The sequence below is a fragment of the Weizmannia sp. CD-2023 genome (assembly GCF_036225245.1).
Classification (GTDB): domain Bacteria; phylum Bacillota; class Bacilli; order Bacillales; family Bacillaceae_C; genus Weizmannia; species Weizmannia faecalis.
Window position 1 is genome coordinate 26,564 of record NZ_JARTJQ010000018.1, and the last position, 19,937, is coordinate 46,500.

At 46.3% G+C, this 19,937-nt stretch carries 15 protein-coding genes, 1 pseudogene and 1 riboswitch; of the genes and pseudogenes, 7 read left to right on the forward strand and 9 right to left on the reverse strand.

The features are described 5' to 3' along the window. Nucleotides 1-143 precede the first annotated feature (143 nt). From P9687_RS02130 to rlmN, 3 genes are all read right to left on the reverse strand, one after another. On the reverse strand, nt 144-626 hold the full coding sequence (locus tag P9687_RS02130; protein ID WP_061577456.1) for a PTS glucose transporter subunit IIA: 483 nt from the start codon (nt 624-626) through the stop codon (nt 144-146). 179 nt (nt 627-805) lie between these two features. Beyond that, nucleotides 806-2,335: a sugar porter family MFS transporter gene (locus tag P9687_RS02135; RefSeq protein WP_328228499.1), complete on the reverse strand. Its 1,530-nt coding sequence runs from the start codon at nt 2,333-2,335 to the stop codon at nt 806-808. A 161-nt stretch (nt 2,336-2,496) separates the two neighbouring features. Then, nucleotides 2,497-3,564, reverse strand: coding sequence for a 23S rRNA (adenine(2503)-C(2))-methyltransferase RlmN (gene rlmN, locus P9687_RS02140; protein WP_014097179.1), 1,068 nt, complete (start codon nt 3,562-3,564; stop codon nt 2,497-2,499). Nucleotides 3,565-3,730: 166 nt separating this feature from the next. Here rlmN and P9687_RS02145 point away from each other — a divergent pair, with 166 nt between their 5' ends. Continuing rightward, the gene (locus P9687_RS02145; protein WP_014097178.1) at nt 3,731-3,976 is read left to right on the forward strand and encodes a hypothetical protein; all 246 of its coding nucleotides are present in this window, start codon (nt 3,731-3,733) and stop codon (nt 3,974-3,976) included. Nucleotides 3,977-4,267: 291 nt separating this feature from the next. Here P9687_RS02145 and P9687_RS02150 read toward each other — a convergent pair whose 3' ends face one another. Beyond that, on the reverse strand, nt 4,268-4,705 hold the full coding sequence (locus P9687_RS02150; RefSeq protein ID WP_026684845.1) for a YwnF family protein: 438 nt from the start codon (nt 4,703-4,705) through the stop codon (nt 4,268-4,270). After that, entirely contained in the window at nt 4,702-5,460 is a 759-nt protein-coding gene (locus tag P9687_RS02155; RefSeq protein ID WP_014097176.1) for a GTP pyrophosphokinase, read from the reverse strand. The genes P9687_RS02150 and P9687_RS02155 overlap by 4 nt, the downstream gene beginning before the upstream one ends. 290 nt (nt 5,461-5,750) lie before the next feature. On the opposite strand from P9687_RS02155, the gene gabT reads away from it, so the two are divergent. Beyond that, the gene (gabT, locus tag P9687_RS02160) at nt 5,751-7,109 is read left to right on the forward strand and encodes a 4-aminobutyrate--2-oxoglutarate transaminase (protein ID WP_061577453.1); all 1,359 of its coding nucleotides are present in this window, start codon (nt 5,751-5,753) and stop codon (nt 7,107-7,109) included. A 305-nt stretch (nt 7,110-7,414) separates the two neighbouring features. Here gabT and dhaM read toward each other — a convergent pair whose 3' ends face one another. The 3 genes from dhaM to dhaK are packed head-to-tail and all read right to left on the reverse strand — an operon-like array spanning nt 7,415 to nt 9,381. After that, nucleotides 7,415-7,792, reverse strand: coding sequence for a dihydroxyacetone kinase phosphoryl donor subunit DhaM (dhaM, locus tag P9687_RS02165; RefSeq protein WP_061577452.1), 378 nt, complete (start codon nt 7,790-7,792; stop codon nt 7,415-7,417). After that, on the reverse strand, nt 7,785-8,375 hold the full coding sequence (gene dhaL, locus P9687_RS02170) for a dihydroxyacetone kinase subunit DhaL (RefSeq protein ID WP_061577451.1): 591 nt from the start codon (nt 8,373-8,375) through the stop codon (nt 7,785-7,787). Before dhaL ends, dhaM begins: the two co-directional genes overlap by 8 nt. 13 nt (nt 8,376-8,388) lie before the next feature. Then, a complete protein-coding gene (gene dhaK, locus P9687_RS02175) occupies nt 8,389-9,381 on the reverse strand; it encodes a dihydroxyacetone kinase subunit DhaK (RefSeq protein WP_061577468.1) in 993 nt (330 codons plus the stop codon). Between the two features lie 673 nt (nt 9,382-10,054). Between dhaK and P9687_RS02180 the strand changes: the two genes are divergently transcribed. The 5 genes from P9687_RS02180 (at nt 10,055) to P9687_RS02200 (ending at nt 17,991) form a co-directional block, all read left to right on the forward strand. Continuing rightward, complete coding sequence (locus tag P9687_RS02180) at nt 10,055-11,092, forward strand: PTS transporter subunit IIC (RefSeq protein WP_035183640.1); 1,038 nt, start codon at nt 10,055-10,057, stop codon at nt 11,090-11,092. A 405-nt stretch (nt 11,093-11,497) separates the two neighbouring features. Then, nucleotides 11,498-12,241: an oxygen-insensitive NADPH nitroreductase gene (gene nfsA / locus P9687_RS02185; RefSeq protein WP_061577450.1), complete on the forward strand. Its 744-nt coding sequence runs from the start codon at nt 11,498-11,500 to the stop codon at nt 12,239-12,241. Between the two features lie 324 nt (nt 12,242-12,565). Then, a complete protein-coding gene (locus P9687_RS02190) occupies nt 12,566-13,900 on the forward strand; it encodes an amino acid permease (RefSeq protein WP_061577449.1) in 1,335 nt (444 codons plus the stop codon). 410 nt (nt 13,901-14,310) lie between these two features. After that, a riboswitch (SAM riboswitch) is annotated at nt 14,311-14,418 on the forward strand. 130 nt (nt 14,419-14,548) lie between these two features. Then, nucleotides 14,549-15,463 carry a sulfite exporter TauE/SafE family protein gene (locus P9687_RS02195; protein WP_429892655.1) on the forward strand — a complete coding sequence of 305 codons (915 nt, stop codon included), beginning with the start codon at nt 14,549-14,551 and terminating at the stop codon, nt 15,461-15,463. A gap of 1,232 nt (nt 15,464-16,695) precedes the next feature. Continuing rightward, complete coding sequence (locus P9687_RS02200; protein WP_328228498.1) at nt 16,696-17,991, forward strand: purine/pyrimidine permease; 1,296 nt, start codon at nt 16,696-16,698, stop codon at nt 17,989-17,991. Nucleotides 17,992-18,416: 425 nt separating this feature from the next. On the opposite strand, the pseudogene P9687_RS02205 reads toward P9687_RS02200, so the two are convergent. After that, a pseudogene (locus P9687_RS02205) lies at nt 18,417-19,506 on the reverse strand (ATP-dependent helicase); the annotation flags it as partial. Nucleotides 19,507-19,937 lie beyond the last annotated feature (431 nt).

The window sequence follows — 19,937 nt, forward strand, 5'->3', positions numbered from 1 at the left end:
CCATACCACAGCCACGGGAAAGCAATTTTAACGATTTTTCTACAATGCACACAAAAATACCGTAAAGAACAAAAGCCTTTACGGCATTTCTATGTCCCTTTTAACAAACGGTAAAAAATGGGAGCCACCTTCTTTAAAAAAGATTATTCCCGGTTCCCTGATTTCATTTTTACCCGCATCACCCAGTCATCGAGGCCGATTGTCTGAGCCGGCGGGACTTCCATGCTTTCGACTTGATCCATATTGGCAACGGAGACAGAGGAGTAAAGATTTTCTGTTTTGGCATCTGTCAATTGAAAGGAAAATTCCATGAGCGGAGTTCCGGCGGTAATGTGATCGCCTTCTTTGACCATGATCACAAATTCTTCACTTTCCATAGCGGCTTCTTCTGTATTGAGGCGAATTGTAATTTCAAGCCCCTGGTCTGTCAATATACTGATGGCGTTATCTTCCGGAGAAATATGCGTAATTCTTCCTGTTGCGGGCGAATGCACCCTCCCTTCAAGCGGCTGGATGGCAATGCCCTTACCTGGCTGGCCCGTATCTTTGCACGGAATCATATTGCCGGCTATCGGGGAGACAAGTGTAACCACTTTCGAATTTTTTCTTTTCAGCCAGTTGAACATCTCGCAACACCTCCTTTAGTCAGTAAAATCTGTATTTTTCACTTCTATTATACACCTATTTTCGAACACTGTCTTGTTCGGCGTCAGGAAACTTTACATCTTTTTGGAAAAACTTCTTATTCTATTATATGTTCGGACAAGCGAAAAGGGCCCGCGCCGGACCCTTTTCGAAAAATTTTTTACCGGTCCATGCCGCTATGATGTAAGTGCTGCGGCTGGTTGCTCCGGTTAAAGGTTGATTTTCTTTTGCGTGCAAAGTAACGCTCCTTCCGTGCATGGAAACTTTGTTCAATTTCTTCAAGCGACCGCCCTTTCGTTTCTGGTACGAATTTTTTTACAAACAGGATGGAGAGGATGCCAAACCCGGTAAAAATGAAGAATGTTGCCGACAAGCCGATTGCGTTTAACAAAACCGGAAACAACAGACCGACAAGGAAATTCGTCATAAATAGACAGAAAATCGAAATCCCCATCGCAAGTCCTCTTAAATGGATCGGGTAAATTTCCGACTGCATGAGCCATGTTACCGGAGACACGCCGCCTTGCTGGGAAGCGAGAAACAGGACGGTCAGGCTTAAAATGATAAACGGCAGGGCCGGACTGTTTTTTAACGTGATGGAAAAAATTCCGATCAAAAGCAACGCGGTGCTTGTCCCTGCAAGCCCTGTGATCAGCATTTTTCTTCTGCCGACTCTGTCCAAAAGTGCAATACCTGCAAAAGTTGCAAGAACGGAAATCAAACCGTTGGCAATATTTCCAATCAGGGCTGCGCCTGTCGAAAACCCGGATTTCTTTAAAATTTCCGTCCCGTAATACATAATGGAGTTCACGCCAGTCAGCTGCTGGATCATTGCGATGCCGACACCGATCAAAATGATGCGGCGGACAAATGGAAGTTTTAAATCTTTCAAAGTTGCCTTTTTCATTTTGGCATCTTCTTCGACCGTTTGGCGGATCTCATTCAACTCCATTTGCGCCCGTTTTTCCTTGCGTATTTTCCGCAAAACATCAAGCGCGATCGCAAATTTGCCTTTTGCCGCGAGCCAGCGTGGGCTTTCCGGCACAATTAGCATGCCGAGCCATAAAACGACAGCCGGCAATGTTGCGATTGCCAACATGTATCTCCAAATGTTTCCGGCTTCCCCGAACGTGTTGGCCAGTATTGCATTAAAAATATAAGCAAATAATTGTCCGGTGACAATCATCAGTTCATTTTGTGTAACGATCCGTCCGCGGTGTTCAGCAGGTGACAATTCTGCCAAAAAGGCCGGGACTGTGACGGATGTCGCGCCAACGGCAAGGCCCAAAATCATCCGGAAAGTAACCATAGTGGCCACATTCGGCGCCATCGAACAGCCAAGCGTGGCGATGACGAAAATAAAAGCGACGCTTAAGATCGTTTTCCGGCGCCCTTTCCGGTCAGAAAGTCTTCCGCCGAACACGGCGCCGAATGCTGCCCCTAAAAGCAAAGTACTTGTGACAAGCCCTTGTGTAAACGGCGTTAAATCAAGTTGATCGGCCCTTGACATGAATGGCAGTGCCCCGTTGACAACGCCAGTATCATAGCCGTATAGTAAACCGCCAAACGTAGAGATAATTGTAATCAGACGTAGAAAAGTTTTTTTGGAAAATGATTTTTTTCTTGTTCCCGCTTCTTCGGTACGGACTGAAACACGCCTGCCCTCGTCTCCATCATCTTTTCCTCTCATTACGCTCATTCCTTTCCTATCTTGTGATCTTCATATATTGTTAAAATACTTTTTCAGCATATAATTGCTGTACCCTATACCTACCCTGTTTGTTCGTTTTTTTAAACGTAAAAAAACCCGCTCCGCTTTGGATAAAATCCAAAATACGGGCGAGCTCGCTGTTACGCCGTTCTGTTTGCTTTTTTGATCTGTTTACTGCGGAGCTGGCCGCATGCAGCATCGATGTCTGTGCCGTGTTCCTGGCGCACAACGCAGTTGATGCCATTTTTTTTGAGCGTATCGTAAAATGTCATAATCGATTCTTTTTCGCTTCTTTGATAACCGTGCTCATTAACAGGGTTGTACGGAATGAGATTGACATAGGCAAGATGACGCTTGTCCTGCAGCAGTTTTGCAAGCTGCAGCGCTTCTTCCTTATGGTCGTTGACATCTTTCAGCAAAATATATTCGAACGTGATTCTGCGATTTGTTTTTTCTAAATAATAATCGATGGCAGGCATCAGTTTTTCAAGTGGGTACGCGCGGTTAATTTTCATGATGCGCGACCGCAGTTCATTATTCGGCGCATGCAGGGAAATGGCCAAATTCACCTGTAGGTCAAGATCAGCGAACGCATAAATTTTCGGTGCAAGGCCGCTTGTGGAAACGGTGATATGGCGCGCACCGATCGCCAGTCCCTTTGGCGCATTGATAATTTTAAGGAAGTTCACCACATTCTCAAAGTTATCGAACGGTTCTCCGATCCCCATGACAACAACATGGCTGACCCGTTCGCCCTTTCCGGCTTCATCAAAATGTTTTTGAACGTACATAATCTGCTCGACAATTTCCCCGCTTTCAAGATCGCGGTTTTTGCGGAGCAGGCCGCTCGCACAGAAGGAACAGCCGATATTGCAGCCAACCTGGGTCGTCACGCAAACCGACAAACCATAATGCTGGCGCATCAAAACCGTTTCAATTAAATTGCCGTCCTTCAGCTGGAACAAAAATTTTACCGTGCCGTCCTTTGATTCCTGTTTCACCACTTGTTTTAACGTGTGAATATGGAAATGTTCTTCGAGTAACGCAAGGCAGTCTTTATTGACATTCGTCATCTCTGCAAAGCTTTTCACTCTTTTTTGGTACAACCATTCCCACACTTGTTGGGCGCGGAATTTTTTCTGTCCGTGTTCAAGCATCCAGCCGGTCAATTGATCTATCGTCAATCCAAAAATGGATTTCTTTTCCATTCTACCCCTCTTTTCTGGCGTTTTTCGCATAATTCCTATTGTAATCGAATTTGCCGCCGATTTCCACAGGCAGATGTTGCAAAATGGGCCGCAGCGAAAGCAGGAATTCTGGCGGCAGGGAACGAATATAGTTTAGATAACTACATTTTTTCAGGGAGAGACAGACATGGGCACAAAAACATTATTCCTGCCATACCGATGGACCGTTGTCATTCACGAATCATACCATTTGTACACAAATCAGGAAGACCAGTATGCCTTTGCCGTGCTGGATGGCGAACTGGATACGGTGGTTGCTTTCTCTGTTCGTGATGCATCCGTTCAGGTGTCAAACTGCGGATACGATGTGAATTTGGACATCAACGTGGAGACGCGCTTAATCACAATCGGGCACGAACCGGAAAGAGAATAGCTTTTTTAGGGTGCTTTTAAAAATTTGAAAGCGCTAATGTATGAAAAAGGGGCAGCCCGCTATATTGTTAGCAGCATGCAAAGTGTTTCGGTTTCGCCCGTTTTCCGGCTATTCTCACCAAGAAGCCGCATGGCGAGAAAAACTTGCATGGAAACGCCCGGCCTATCGAGCGGGCAAAAATCCGCACGCATCCAGACAAACGAGCGTAAAAATGCCGCAGGAGTGTTGGATTTTCCCATCCGTCCATAAAAATTCAAAGAATCCGCACGCCATCAACGGGCCGTGCGGATTTTACCAAAGCTCTTTTTTTCTGTTTTGCTCTTCTTCCAAAAAGTGGATAAAGTGGAGAAAAATATTCGTCGGTTCTTTTTCAATTAGTGCCGCATAGCGTTTTTTCACCGGGTCCGGGACAATACTGCTTTTTTCAATCCGTTTTTTCATATAGGAAAAACTGAGCTTCGTAATTTCTTTTCTCAAAACGCGCGCTTCCTGCGACAGCGCCATGCCGAACGCCCCAGCAACCGCACAGAAAAGGAGGAGCGGAATCGAGCGGTCCTCCGCCGGCATCACGAGAAGCAACAAAAACAAATTGAGCGCTGCTACAAAGATCAGCGGTTTGGACCAAAATGCATACTGGTTGGCTTTTTTCAGTTTCGGGGCGATCATTTCCCCTAATTTCTCCATTTCAAACCGGACAAATCCCGGCATTTCGTTCAAATTAATGATCAAATGGATCCCTTCCCATCCGTTTCATTTAAGGCCGCTTTTAAAAAATCTTCAGGGATTCGAAGCTTTTCAGTATCTACAATCAGTTGGTGCACGCTGTTTTCACTGTTTCGTTTTTTGACTTCCTTCATTTCTTTTTGGATATTCTCCATTTTTACATCGAGTTGTGCTGCCTGCAGTGCTGCTTCTTTCAGTTCTTCCTTCAAATGTTGCGGCACATCCTCATCGTATTTATAGTATATTTTATGCTCCAGGCTTGCCCAAAAGTCCATGGCGATTGTCCGGATCTGAATCTCAACATACACTTCTTCCGACCTGTCCGACATGAAAACCGGAATTTTGATGATCATATGGAGGCTTTGGTAGCCGTTCGGTTTCGGATTTTGAATGTAATCCTTGCACTCAATTAACTTTACATCTTTTTGTTGCTGGATCATTTTGCTGATCTCATATATGTCTGAAATAAACGAACATGTAATCCGAATGCCGGCAATATCGCGGATGTTTTCACGGATTGAATCAAGCGATAACGCACAGCCTTTCCGGTACGCTTTATTCAGAATACTTTCCGGTGACTTTAGGCGTGATTTTACATGCTCAATCGGATTATAGTCATGGACGTACTGAAATTCTTCTTTTAAAATATCAATTTTTGTCATCACTTCATGGAGCGCGAATTTATACGACATCATAAACCGCGTCAACTCTGTTTTGACTTCTTTCATCTGCTCAAAATCTATCGGGATGGCAACTTCCATTTTTGTCTCTCCTTCAAATTTGCAATGCAAATCCGTTACCCCCATCTTAAAGGCAGGATGGGGGTTTTGTCAAAGAATTGCATTGCCCGCCTTATGTATATCAGGAGGGATCATGGCGGTTTTATTCGCTGTTTACCCGCTATCCAAAAAGATGAATCAAAAAACAATAAATTTTCCTTAAAATGCGTTTGTTTTTTTGCAATATTTGTAATATCATAATCTTGTAAAAGGCACCATAATGACAGATCGGTTACATCTATATCATCAACTAATAAAAAGGAAGCGTTAAAATGACAAATGCAAATGTATACTCTTCTCTACCGGGGCCGCTTTCGAAAGAACTGCTGGAAAGAAGGGAAAAAGCTGTTCCCCGCGGTGTCAGCAACGGCATTCCGGCTTTTGCAAAAGAAGCAAAAGGCGCGCTTGTTACAGATGTGGACGGCAATACGTATATTGATTTTGCCGGCGCAATCGGCACGCTGAATGTCGGGCATAACCACCCGAAAGTTGTCGCAGCTGTCAAAGAACAGCTTGAACGTTTTATCCATACCGGCTTTAACGTCATGATGTATGAACCTTATATTGAACTGGCTGAAAAATTGGCAGCGCTCGCTCCAGGGAATGCGGAGAAAAAGGTCATCCTTTTAAACAGCGGGGCAGAAGCCGTCGAAAATGCCGTTAAAATTGCCCGAAAATATACGAAGCGGCCGGCCATTATCAGCTTTACCCGCGGCTTTCACGGCAGAACGTTAATGACGATGTCGATGACAAGCAAAGTGAAGCCGTATAAATACGAATTCGGCCCGTTCGCTTCTGAAGTTTATAAGGCGCCTTACCCTTATGCTTACCGGAAACCCGGCAATTTGACCGATGAAGAATATGAAGAATATATGATCCAAGAGTTCCGGAATTTCTTTCAAAACGATGTTGCCGCTGAAACGGTTGCGGCTGTGGTCATGGAACCAGTACAGGGAGAAGGCGGATTCATTGTGCCAGGCAAAAAATTTGTAAAAGCGGTTTATGACTTCTGCCAGGAAAACGGCATTTTGTTCGTATCGGACGAAATACAGGCAGGATTCAGTCGGACCGGGCGCTATTTTGCCATTGAGCATTTTGATGTTGTGCCAGATTTGATTACCATCTCGAAATCTCTTGCAGCAGGCGTCCCGTTAAGCGGTGTAATCGGACGGAGCGACATAATGGATGCGGCAAATCCGGGTGAACTTGGCGGGACCTATGCCGGAAGCCCGCTTGGATGCGCAGCCTCCCTTGCCGTACTGGACATCATTGAATCTGAAAAATTAAACGAACGGGCGGAAAAAATCGGGAGACATGTGCTTGATACGTTCCGCAGCTGGCAGAAGGAGTTTACCTTTATCGGGGATGTGCGCGGACTTGGCGCCATGTGTGCATTTGAAGTCGTAAAAGACAAAACGACAAAAGAACCGGATAAAGCATTGACAAAGCGGATTGTGAAAGAAGCCAACAAGCGGGGGCTGCTTCTTTTGGATGCCGGGATTTTCGGCAATGTCATCCGCATTCTAATGCCCATTGTCATTACAGACGACCAGCTGCAGGAAGGCCTGGATATTTTAAAACAGTCCATTGCCGCTGCCGCAAGCGTAGAGGAAGAAGTCACTTTATTATGACATTGAAAGTGGCGCCCGGTTTTTTCGTAAATCTCTGACATCCATACAGCGTGGGCGTGCAAAATAGACTTTAAAATGGGAGACAAGTGGCCGGTTTTTCGTGAATCTCTGACATGCATACAGTGCGAGGTTCGTTTTTTTCTTGATGGCCATTTTTTAGAACAGGCTTTTAAGGCATCCGTTTTTTCGTGAAAACTTGATGAAGGCTGCCCCACGTTTCATGGCCATTGGGGCAGCCGCCTAGTTCCTATGTTTTTCCACAAAAAAGCAATGCCCGGACCGTTCATACCGGCCCGGGCTATTTTTTATTTTACCTTTAATGGTTCCAGCTGTTTTAAAATTTCTTCCAGTTCTGCATCTGCCTGGATCAGCGCGGCAGCTGTATAGGCACTTTCGACAAAGGCGGTGTCCATCAGTCGGATGTACTTATCCGACATTTCCATTGCCATTTCCAAATTCATTTTGGCGCTGCCGAGGTCATAAAAAGCCAATACATCATCCGCTTTATTTTCGGCTATGGCGGCATTAATTTTGTCAAAGCTCGTGCCAACACCGCCGTCATCGGTCCCGCCCGCATACGTAATGGAAACGTCTTTGGCCGCTTCCTTTAACAATGTGGCAAGGCCGGCTGCGATTTCAGGTATATGAGAAACAATAACAATACCGACTGGTTTTTTACTCATCCAGAATCCCGCCTTCCAACAAAGCTTCAAACAAATAGCTGCTCGACACCGCTCCTGGATCAAGATGGCCGATGGAACGCTCACCAAGATAAGATGCGCGCCCTTTTGTCGCTTTCATCTCTTTTGTCGCCTCCACGGCAGATTGAATGACCTCTTTTGTCAACGACCCGGACGCGAGTGCTTCGCAGGCCGGCATCCAGACATCGACCATCGTTTTCTCGCCTTTTTCCGCTTTGCCGCGTTTTTGGATGCCTTCAAGCCCAGCTTTTACAATTGCCGCAACATCTTGTTCATTTTCCCCTGCCTGTTTTGCCATCGCAATCAGCGCCGAGCCATACAGCGGCCCCGAGGCACCCCCGACTTTTCCAAGCAACGCCATCGCCGCTGTTTTCAGGACGTCCTGGACCGTAGCAAAACCGCCAGCTGCTAGTTTTTCTTCCATAGCCGCCACCCCGCGCGCCATGTTCGAACCGTGGTCGCCATCTCCGATCGCACTGTCCAGTTCGCTCAAATAGGCTTTGTTTTTATTGATTTTTTCTGCAAAACGATGCAGCCAGTCTGTTGCTGTTTCTGCTGTTAACATGTTTCCTCCTCCTTTACACCCATGCCGGGACGGACACCGGCCGTTTTAAAAATTTAAGCCACGCCTCATCTTCCAGTTTTACAAGCGTGAGGGAAAGGCCGGCCATATCAATGGACGTCATCAAATTGCCCACTTTTCTAAACGGAACGGTAAGGCCTTCCCGGTCAAGCAGGGCATGCACATCCTTGGTAAAAATATACTGTTCCATAAGCGGTGTAGCCCCAAGCCCATTGACAAGGAGCGCAAACCGGTCCCCTTCTTTCCAGTTGAACGCATTTTTCAGCCGGGTAACGAGTTCTTCCGCGATCGCTTTTGACGACTTGATTTTTTCCCGCCGGTAACCCGGTTCCCCGTGAATGCCGACACCGTATTCCATTTCATCTTCTTGAAGGACAAAACCCGGCTTTCCGACTTCTGGAACCGTTGCCGGCGAAATCGCGACGCCGATTGTCTTCACATTGGGTACAAGCCGTTCAGCCAACGCCTTGATTTCCTGAAGCGGCTGCCCTTCTGCTGCTGCCGCGCCCAGAATTTTATGAACAAGGACGGTACCGGCAACACCGCGCTTTCCTGCTGTATACGTGCTATCTTCTACCGCGATGTCATCGTCAACCACGATCTTATCCACCTGAATATCTTCCATTTCAGCTAATTCCTGGGCCATGTCAAAATTCATAACATCCCCTGTATAATTTTTCACAATCATAAACACACCGGCTCCCTGGTCGGCTTTTTTGATCGCTTCAAAAATCTGGTCCGGCGTCGGCGAGGTAAACACTTCACCGCAAACCGCCGCAGACAGCATCCCTTCCCCGACAAAACCGGCATGGCTCGGTTCATGCCCGCTGCCGCCGCCGCTAATGAGCGCTACTTTTCCTTCATCCCGGAAAGTACGATAAATGACGCCTGTCTCTTCCAAACGTTTTACTGTTCCTTCATGGGCATACACAAATCCATCCAGCATCTCATCGACGACTTTTCCAGGGTCGTTTATAATTTTCTTCATGGCGTATCCCTCCGCATCCTTATGTTCTTTTTTGCCCGGCATAACACCTTCTAAAACACCACTTTTATTATACCGCTTCCATCGTGAAAAAAAATCATTTTTCATGCCATGCCAGCAATCACGGATGTCAATTGTTTCAATCATATCTGAGATTGTTTTCGATCACTTTTTTATATAGGGCTTGTTGAACGAATCCAATTCTGAGTTTGCACCCAAATTGTCAGTAGGCTCTAGAAGAAGCCATTTTTGAAAATGCGTGATTCTGCCTTCTCTATACATTGATTCAGCTTTCAAGTGCAAGCTTTTCCCTGGATTTTTTATAAAACCCTTGCATTTAAATTTTTGCCAAAGCTGTCAGCATTCTTGCCAAATTTAGGAATTTTGCTTATTTAGCAAGCCCTATATATAAGCTGAACTAAACATTATTACTTCTTTATGTGTTGCCAAAAGCAATGTCTATCCCGATCGTAATTGATTTTGGCACGAAAAACTTAAGTTCATATTATATGGTTTTTAGCACTTTTATGCATATGTGCACACACGCGGTAAAGTATTAAAAATTTTTGTTGACTATAATCTGAATGTTTTATATAATCATACGCAAACAGACAAGCATCGGCGCTTATCCGGCAGCGTCAGCAGCGAGGTCAAAACAAAATGGGGGCTTCCAATAATGAAAGATTTCTTTAGCAAACTGTTAAACGGAATGAGCATAGGCATTGTCGTTTCTCTGATCCCAAACGCCTTACTCGGGGAGATATTGAAACTGATTATCCCGCATGCGCCTTATTTGCAGCATGTTGTTGATGCAACCGTTATCATCATGAGCATGCTGCCTGTATTGATTGGCGTTATGGTCGGCATTACCTTTCAATTGACACCGATCCAAATTGCAAGTGTCGGCATTGCCGCAATGGTTGGGAGCGGCGCGATCCAGAAAACGGCTGCCGGTGCATTTGCTTTAAACGGGATCGGGATTGTCATCAATACAGGGATTACAGCGGCATTGGCGGTTTTATTCGTCAAGTGGGTCGGAACAAGGTTAAAGGCTTATTCCATCCTCCTGGTCCCGACATTGAGTATTTTAATACCGGGCATGATCGGACTTACAATTTTGCCATTTATTAAAGCGGCTACCGGGCTGGTCGGCGTCGGGGTGGCACATGTGACAAGCATGCAGCCTGTCGTAATGGGCGCCATTATTGCCGTCATTTTTTGCCTGATTATTTTATCGCCGATTTCAACAGTCGGCGTAGCAACCGTTATTATGCTTTCAGGTGTCAGTTCAGGGGCGGCAAATCTTGGCATTTGTGCCGCCGGGGTCGGGCTTGCCATCGCCAGCTATAAAGCCAACTCGCTCGGTACCGCCCTTGCCCATGTACTTGGCTCGCCGAAAATTCAGATGCGAAACTTCTTTATGAAACCGAAAATTGCTTTCCCGATGCTCATCACTGCTGCCGTTCTCGGTGCGCTCGCCGGCGTCTTTCATATTCAGGGCACGCCTTACAGTGCAGGATTCGGGTTGTCGGGCTTAGTCGGCCCGCTCAATTTCATGCATCTTGCTGAAGGCGGCTGGACTGCGAAAAATATTGCCATTATGCTGAGCACTTTCTTTGTGCTGCCGTTTATCTTAAATGTCGGATTCATTTATGTTTTTTCAAAAAAATTAAAGATGATCAAATCGGAAGACTATCAGCTTAATTTCGAATAGCAAAAAACACTGCAGCCCTCCGGATCAGGGTTGCAGTGTTTTTTTCATCGGACGGAAATTCCGGGACTTCAGAGGTTCGGCCGGCGCGATATAGCAGCATGCGACAATTACGTTTGTGCAAAATGAAATCGAACGCCTTCACTGACTTCGCCCCCCCTGGCATCATAAAGGCGGATATATAAATAATGGAGAAGGGTAAAATGTTCTTCCGCCCTCCGCATGAACATACTCGAAGTTCAATTTGGGTATACCAAAGCGAAAATAGGTTAATTTAGCCTTAATCAAAATATTTTTTGGCAGATCATTGTGGCCATGCTGGACAACAAGCACCTTTCATGCCGGCCGTTTTTTTCTGTGCTATATTTGAACATACAGTGGACTCACCAAAGACAGGAGTGTAAAGGAATGAATACCATCATTGAAACGATTCTCAATCACCGGTCGATCCGCCATTATGAAGACCGGCCGCTATCTGATGAACAAATCCGCCTGATTGTGGAATCCGCGCAGGCAGCCGCCACTTCTCATTTTGTCCAGGCCTATACGATTCTCGGCATTCAGGATCCCGGGCGGAAGCAAAAGCTAGCAGAACTGACCGGGAACCGACATGTCGGAACATGCGGCCATCTGCTCATTTTCTGTGCCGATCTCCATAAACATGAACTTGCGGCACAAATGGAAGGCGTAGAGGCGCAAGATACACTTGAGACAACGGAAAAATTTATGGTCGCGCTCATCGACACTGCACTGGCTGCGCAAAATGCCGCGCTCGCTGCGGAATCGATGGGGCTTGGCATTTGTTATGTCGGAGGCTTGCGCAACAGGCTGCCAGAAGTGGCCGAACTTTTGAAAATCCCGCAATATGTCCTTCCGCTATTTGCAATGACAATCGGCTATCCGGCCGATCCGTCTGCGAAAAAACCACGCATGGCGGCTGAGCATGTTTATTTTGAAGATGAATATCCGGATGATGAACGTCTTTTGCGCGATCTGAAGGAATACAATGAAACGGTTTCGCAATATTATACAAAACGCACAAACGGAAAAAGGAACGATACCTGGACAGGCCAAATGGCACAATTTTTTAAAGAACCGTCGCGCGTTTTTATGAAGGAATTTGTAGAACGACAAGGGTTTGATAAAAAGTAAGCTGAATAGGGGATCCGTCCGCGCATTTTCCTCTTCTTTCGGCCCATCGCGGAGCACAAGTTAAATAGAACGACATGTTCAAATATGGATATTCAGCGCTTCGGCAACCATCCCGGGACACATATTAAACAGAACGGCGAGATACTACGATGAGTGGTGTCCCGCCGTTTTTTGCATTTTGCTTTGGTGTGAAATGAGGGTGGATCTGTCATCCGGCGATTCCATTTTTTTGTATATCAATATTCCTTTTTTTCTGCTAAAATAGAATAAATGCTTTAGCACTGAAAAGCGTTTATCTAAAACAGAAAAGTGAGATTGATAGAAATGGAAAAAAACCAACATCATTTGCAAAAAGGCTTATCACCAAGGCATGTCCAGTTCATCGCATTGGCCGGGATGATCGGAACCGGCATTTTTAAAGGCAGCTCCGATACCGTCAGCCTTGCCGGCCCAAGTGTTGCCGTTTCTTACCTGATCGGCGGCGTACTTTTATTCATTGTCATGTCAGCGCTTGGGGAAATGGCGCTCGTCCACCCCGGCCTCAACGTCCAAAATCTGATCCACAAAGCGTTCGGCAGCCGGGTTTCTTTCATTATTGGCTGGCTGTACTGGATCAACTGGGTCATTGTGACAGTTGTGGAACTGCTTGCAGCCGGGAGCTTCCTGCAATTCTGGATTCCCCACGCGCCATTGTGGCTGCTCAGTTTGCTCTGTGCTGCTTTCATGGTCGGCATCAATTTAATTGAAGTGAAGTACTACGGCGAATTTGAATTTTGGATTGCCGGCATTAAAATTATCACGTTGATCGTTTTTATCCTGCTTGGTGCGCTGATTTTATTCGGTTTATTCCCCGGGACATCTTCCACGCTGTCCAACTATACCGCGCACGGCGGCTTTTTTCCGAACGGGCTTCACGGTACGTTCAATGCTTTTCTGATCGTTATGTTTTCATACGGCGGGGCGGAACTGATCGGCGTTACCGTTTCGGAAACAAAAGACAGCGAGAAAGTGTTGCCGCGTGTGATTAAACAGACCGTTATTCGTGTCATGCTTTTTTATATTTTGCCAATCCTGGTCATTTGTGGCATTGTCCCGTGGAATCAGGTTTCTTCCGTGGAAAGCCCGTTTGTACAGGTATTCAGCCGCACAGGGATCCCCGCTGCCGCCCATGTGATGAATTTTGTGCTCTTGACGGCCGTTCTTTCTGCCGCCAATTCCGGCATTTATGCCACTTCACGCACACTGTTTAACATGGCACAGTCCGGAGAAGCGCCGCACGCCTTTTTAAAAATTTCCCGGAAAGGCGTCCCGCTCATTAGTATTTTGCTGACCTCACTGTTTATTTTAGCCGGCGTGATTCTGGCCTATCTTACGCCGAATGAGGTCATCAGCTATTTGATGACCATCCCGGGATTTACCGTCGTCCTTGTTTGGATCGCCATCTGCGCAGCCGAACTGCGGCTCCGGAAGTCGTATGCAAAATTGCCTTCCTTCCGTGTAAAAGGGTATCCTTTCATGGTCTGGATTGCGCTGCTTGCACTGGCAGGCATTTTCCTGTCCTTTTTGCTGGGCGGCGGAAACCCGATTGGAATAAGCGTCTGCCTTGCTATTTTAATCGTGCTCGTCGTCCTGTCACTGAGAATCAAAGGAAAGGAATAGGCTCCAGCCGGCTGTGTTGATAAAACCGGTCTTTTGGGCAGGGAGAGGACAGAAATACAACTGCGCGATAAGCGAGCACAAACAAGCGGTGTTGATAAAACCGGTTCCCTTGGCGGTGAGAGGACAGACACGGTGTGCACGGCGTGTCAAACTGCCAGAATGGGCGGCACGCCAACCCGTTTGGACTCTTTTTCGTTTTGTGAAGCAAATGAAAGCGGCCATGATGCCCCGCCTGGTTCTGAACCTGCTTTAAAAAAACCAATCAGCGTAAAGAAAAAAAACTCCCGACAGAGCGTGATCTGATAGGGAGTTTTTTTCTTTATCCCTCCATTCGGATAAATCCGATAAAAAAACTTGCAATAATTATATTGACTTCCATTTATTTTCTGATAAAATTTTAAACAACAAATAACTTATCAAGAGCGACGGAGGGATCTGGCCCGATGAAGTCCGGCAACCTGCAGCGAGCAGCAAGGTGCCAATTCCAGCAAAATGGGTACCATTTTGAAAGATAAGCGCTTATCCTTTACTCGCTGTCTTTCCGTAAAAATGGCGGAAAGTTTTTTATTTCTGCAAGGCCGGCCGTTTGAACCAGGATAGGCCCTGATGCGTATAATTCCTCTACATCAGGATGAATTAAATTTATGAATGAAGAAAGCGAGGAACTTGAACATGCAAAAATTAATTGTCTTAGCACTTGTCGGCCTTGCCGCGCAATTGGTGGATGGATCTCTTGGAATGGGTTACGGGGTGACTTCAACCTCACTTTTGCTAGCTTTCGGGATTGCGCCGGCTGTCGCGTCAGCTTCTGTGCATTTGGCGGAAGTTTTTACAACGGCGGCTTCCGGAGTTTCACATATGAAATTTGGGAATGTCGATAAAGGGATCATTTGGAAACTGGTTGTACCTGGAGCTGTCGGCGCCTTTCTCGGGGCAACCGTGCTTAGCCATCTTCCTGCAAGCACATTAAAACCGTACATTTCTATTTTTCTGATCGCCCTTGGCCTCTATATTCTTACCCGGTTTCTGTTCAATACGCGCGGGGCGTCGAAAGTCAAAAAGCAAACCAGGTCAAACATATTTTTTATCCCACTTGGCTTTGTCGCAGGATTTTTTGATGCAACGGGGGGCGGCGGCTGGGGCCCTATCGCCACACCGGCTTTGCTGTCCAGAAATGACATCGAACCGCGGAAAGTGATCGGCTCGGTGGATACTAGTGAATTTGCTGTATCCTTGGCATCAAGCATCGGTTTCCTCTTATCCCTCGGCGCTATGCAAATTAACTGGATTTGGACGATCGCCCTCATGCTTGGCGGCCTGATCGCCGCGCCGATTGCAGCCTATCTGGTTAAAATTTTACCGGCTCATTTGCTGGCTGTCATTGTCAGCGGCATGATTGTGTTCAGCAACGTGCAAACTTTATTAAAAATGGCGGGCGCCGGTAGCGGCTGGTACGGCGTTACCTATACAGCCATTGCGGCAATATGGGCCATCCTCATTTTCTATACAATCAGAAGACACAAACGGGCAGTTGCCAGCGCCAGCGTAAGCGTCACAGAATAAGGAATGTTTTCGGGCAAGGGATCCATTGCCCGGATTGTTTTTACCCAAACAAATTTTGGCAAAGAATGAACATAGACGCTTCTATTTGAAGGAACAGTGCCTTTTTTGCTCGCTTCCTTAATGTAGAGGCGCTCTATGTTAAGAAACAACGTCTTTTTACCGCGCTTCCTTTACGTAGACGACCTCTATGTTAAGAAACAACATCTTTTTACCGAACTTTCTTAACGTAGACGGCCTCTATGTTAAGGAACAATATAATTTTTTCTCGCTTCCTTAATGTAGACATGCTCTATGTTAAGGAACAATGTCTTTTTACCTCGCTTCCTTAATGTAGACGCACTCTATGTTAAGAAACAACGTCTTTTTTGCTTGCTTCCTTAACGTAGACGGGCTCTATGTTAAGAAACAGCACCTTTTTCGCTCGCTTCCTTTACGTAGACGGGCTCTATGTTAAGGAACAACGCCTTTTGACCTCGCTTCCTTAACGTAGACGGACTCTATGTTAAGGAACAACGTCTTTTTTGCTCGCTTTCTTAACGTAGACGGGCTCTATGTTAAGAAACAACACTTTTTTTGCTCGCTTCCTTAATGTAGACGTGCACTATGTTAAGGAACAATGTCTTTTTACCTCGCTTCCTTTACGTAGACAGCCTCTATGTTAAGAAACAACACCTTTTTTTCTCGCTTTCTTCACGTAGACGTACTCTATGTTAAGGAACAACGCAATTTTCGCTCGCTTCCTTAACGTAGCCGACCTCTATGTTAAGAAACAAAGCTATTTTCGCTCGCTTTCTTAACGTAGACGCGCTCTATGTTAAGAAACAACACCTTTTGACCTCGCTTCCTCAACATAACCGGCCATGCCGCTACCACGTAGCACCAGCAAAAATTATCCATCATAATTTTTTTCGAGATAGCATGCCTAAGTAAAGGCAGCCGCAACTCTTTTAGTGACAAACAAAAAGCGTTCTGCATGAAGATCGCCCAGAAATTTTTTGCGGATCCAAACATAGCTTAGCCCCTGCCACATATATATCATTTAAATAGAGGCAAAAAACATGGCTTAACCCGCGCCCCGTCCGGTTTGCAACCCCTGTTTATGCCGCTATCCGCCATGCCCGCTATCCCTCCCTCGTCCGCAAAGTGTATTATGTTTAAAATGTAAAACCTGTTTTGCTATAATTATATTTACTGGTATTTTCCATTTTTTGAACGGAAAGAACGGTGTGTCTATGAAAACATTGATTTCGTCGCTGCAATGGATGGCATTTATGATCGCCGGGTCGATCGCGGCCCCGATTGCCATTGCGGATGCTTTCCATTTCAGTGCAGGTGAGACTGCCCTGTTTGTGCAGCGGACGCTTTTTGTACTCGGGATCGGCGGCCTTTTGCAAGGAATTTTCGGCCACAGAATGCCCATCAATGAAGGGCCGGCCGGGTTGTGGTGGAGCGTGTTTGCCATTTATGCAGGGCTTGTCGGCAGCTTGTATAGTTCAAGCACTGAATCTCTGCAATATTTGGCAGGCGCACTGATTGTAACCGGCATCTTTTTCTTCCTGCTCGCTTTTACCGGACTTGTGGACCAATTAAATAAACTGTTTACGCCGGTAGTGACATTTATTTATTTGCTGTTGTTGGTGCTGCAGTTGAGCGGCTCTTTTATGAAAGGGATGCTCGGCATTACGGGTGCCCATCAGGAAGTCCGGCCGCTTGTTGCTGTTTTGAGCCTTGTCACCGTATTGCTTACATTCTATTTTGGCCATGTAAAGAAACCGTGGGTCAAGCAATATTCGATCATGCTCGGCTTGATTTGCGGCTGGATTTTGTTCGTGCTTTTCGGTGAAGCACCGGCTATTACATTTGGGGAAAGCTGGTTCTCTCTTCCCGCTGTGTTTGATTTTGGAAAACCGCGTTTTGATTCCGGTGCCGTCACAACCGGTGTATTCATCGGGCTTTTGTTAACTGCGAATATGATTACGTCTGTGCGCGTCATGGGAAATGTGACGGGAGTCCGCCAAGAGCGGGTGCGGAGCAGTCTGTTCATATCCGGCATCAACCAGCTGCTTGCCGGCATCTTTTCCGCTGTCGGTGCGGTTCCGATTGCAGCAGCGGCAGGCTATGTTGCACAAACCGGTATAAAAGTGCTGAAACCATTTTTGTATGGTGCTTGTTTCGTTTCCATCATTGCTCTGCTGCCACCGCTCGTGCATATCATGTCTGCGATTCCCGCGCCGGTTGGTTATGCCGTTACCTTTGTGGTCTTCACACAATTGGTTGGCCTTGCCTTAAATGATCTTGAAAAAAGCCCGGACAAAGAGATTGCCCACACAACAGCAGGCATCTCCTTCCTGGTCGGAATCGGGGCGATGTTTTTGCCGGCTCATGCGACCGAACATTTGCCAATGATGATCGCTACTTTTTTAAACAACGGCTTAATCCTTGGATCTGTGGTCGGCATTTTGACAGAACAGCTGCTGATTTGGAGGAAAAAAAGAAAACTGCAAGAAAACAGCATCCGCGAGCAGTAAAAATTGGGAATGCTGCCAAACAGCAAAGAATTTCCTGCTCCGATTTGCACGGGATCCCGCCGGTTGGCACCTTTGTTGCAGTCATCCAAATGGCCTGGGGCGTTCCAATTCAGTGAAAAGAGGCACAGGACGTGATCGCTGAATTATCTCTTGCCTCTGTTGCGGCGGTCAGGGATATAAAAAATGCCGGGAAATTCCCGGCATTTTTTATATCCGCTTCCGTTTTTCCACACACGATTACAGATCGGCTTCCTCGAGCAGCCCTTTTTCGATGCAGGTGAGGGCAGACAGTTTTATCGTCCGTTTTTCAAACCGGATGGCAAGGGTGTCACCATCAATATCAACAATTTCACCATGACCAAACACACGGTGCTGGATTTTTTTACCGGCCACAAAAGCGGATGCGTCCTTAATGGCATTCGGGTTCTGCGGCACGGCAATTTCTGAAAAATTTTCGGAAACGACAATGTTCTGGGCCAAATATTTTGCCTGGTATTTATAATCCGGGAGACGCACAAACCGGATCGGCCCGGCAGGCGGGTTTTCCGTGAACATGTTTTTGTCATAGCGGTGCTTGTTGCGCTTGATAAACTGGTTGGCAGCCGTAACAACCTCTTGAGATGACCGGTAATTTTGTTCCATAAATAAAATTTTCGCATCCGGATACACTTTTTTAAAATTCAGCAAGTAGGACGGCTCCGCACCCCGCCAGCTGTATATCGACTGGTCATCATCGGCGACAACGCACAAATTGCGATGCCGCCGCACAAGCTTTTCAACAATGGCATGCTGTACCATGGACGTATCCTGGCTCTCATCCGTCAGCACATAGTCATAACGCCCCTGATACATACGGAGAAGATCCGGATCACGCCTTAATATTTCATTCGCATATATCAGCATATCATCAAAATCAAGAAGCAGCTGTCCGGTGCCCTGCTTTTTAAACGTCTCATACTCCTTTAAAATCCGGGCAGCTTCCGGCACACTCGTCGCAACCTTCCCCCATTTTTTAGGCGGGATCATCTTGTTTTTGATGTAGCTGATATACGTCTGCAGTTCCTCCAGCTGGTCTTCCGTGATCTTCTCTCCATGAATGGCCTTGTACACATTCCGCAAAATTTTTTTCTTCTGGTACGGTCCCGCCTCGCCTTCAATCAGCAAGAAAGGGACATTGGTCCGTCTGAAAAATACGCGGACGAGTTCAAAAGCAAGGCTGTGGATCGTTGAAAAATCAACGGGCGGAAGATTCGGAAAAAGCTTTTGGAACCGGTCTTTCATGTCAGCGGCAGCGGCCCGGCTGAACGTAATGGCTTTAATCCGTGCAGGCGCCACCCCTTTTTCTTCAATTAAATAGCCGATCCGCATGATGATTGTCGTCGTTTTTCCGGAGCCGGGGGAAGCCAAAAGCAAAAGCGGACCTTCCGTTTGCTTTACGGCCTCTTGCTGCACTGCATTCAGCACAATTCCGGACTCCTCTTTTTTACGGGTGAAAAAGTCTTGTTTCGTGTCCATTGCCATTGCTCCGTTCCAAATGCTTTGGTTTAATAGTAGCATATTGGAATGGAGCGTTGGCATAAAATCTAACCATTCAGTTTTGACAACTGTCTCATATGTATAAAAATTTTCTCAATCGCATTGGAAGGCTGCCTTCAACATCTCACAATCGAGAAAAACTTGACACATACCTCGTCATAAAAGGTTTTGCCTATGACGACATTTTCATATGTCCTCCCCCTTTTTTCATTTTCTATAAAAGAAAAATTTCTGCACGCATGCCGAAATTCCTTTTAAAAAAATTAGAAGGGAAAGCTTTTGGATTTCCAAGTAAACATGCCGGCTGTACTGGAAATCAAGGTACCCGCTCCGCCTACGCGGTGTACCGATGATGGCCACGCTTGCCATCCCCGCTGATTTTAGAGTACCACCGATTTGTTAAATTATGA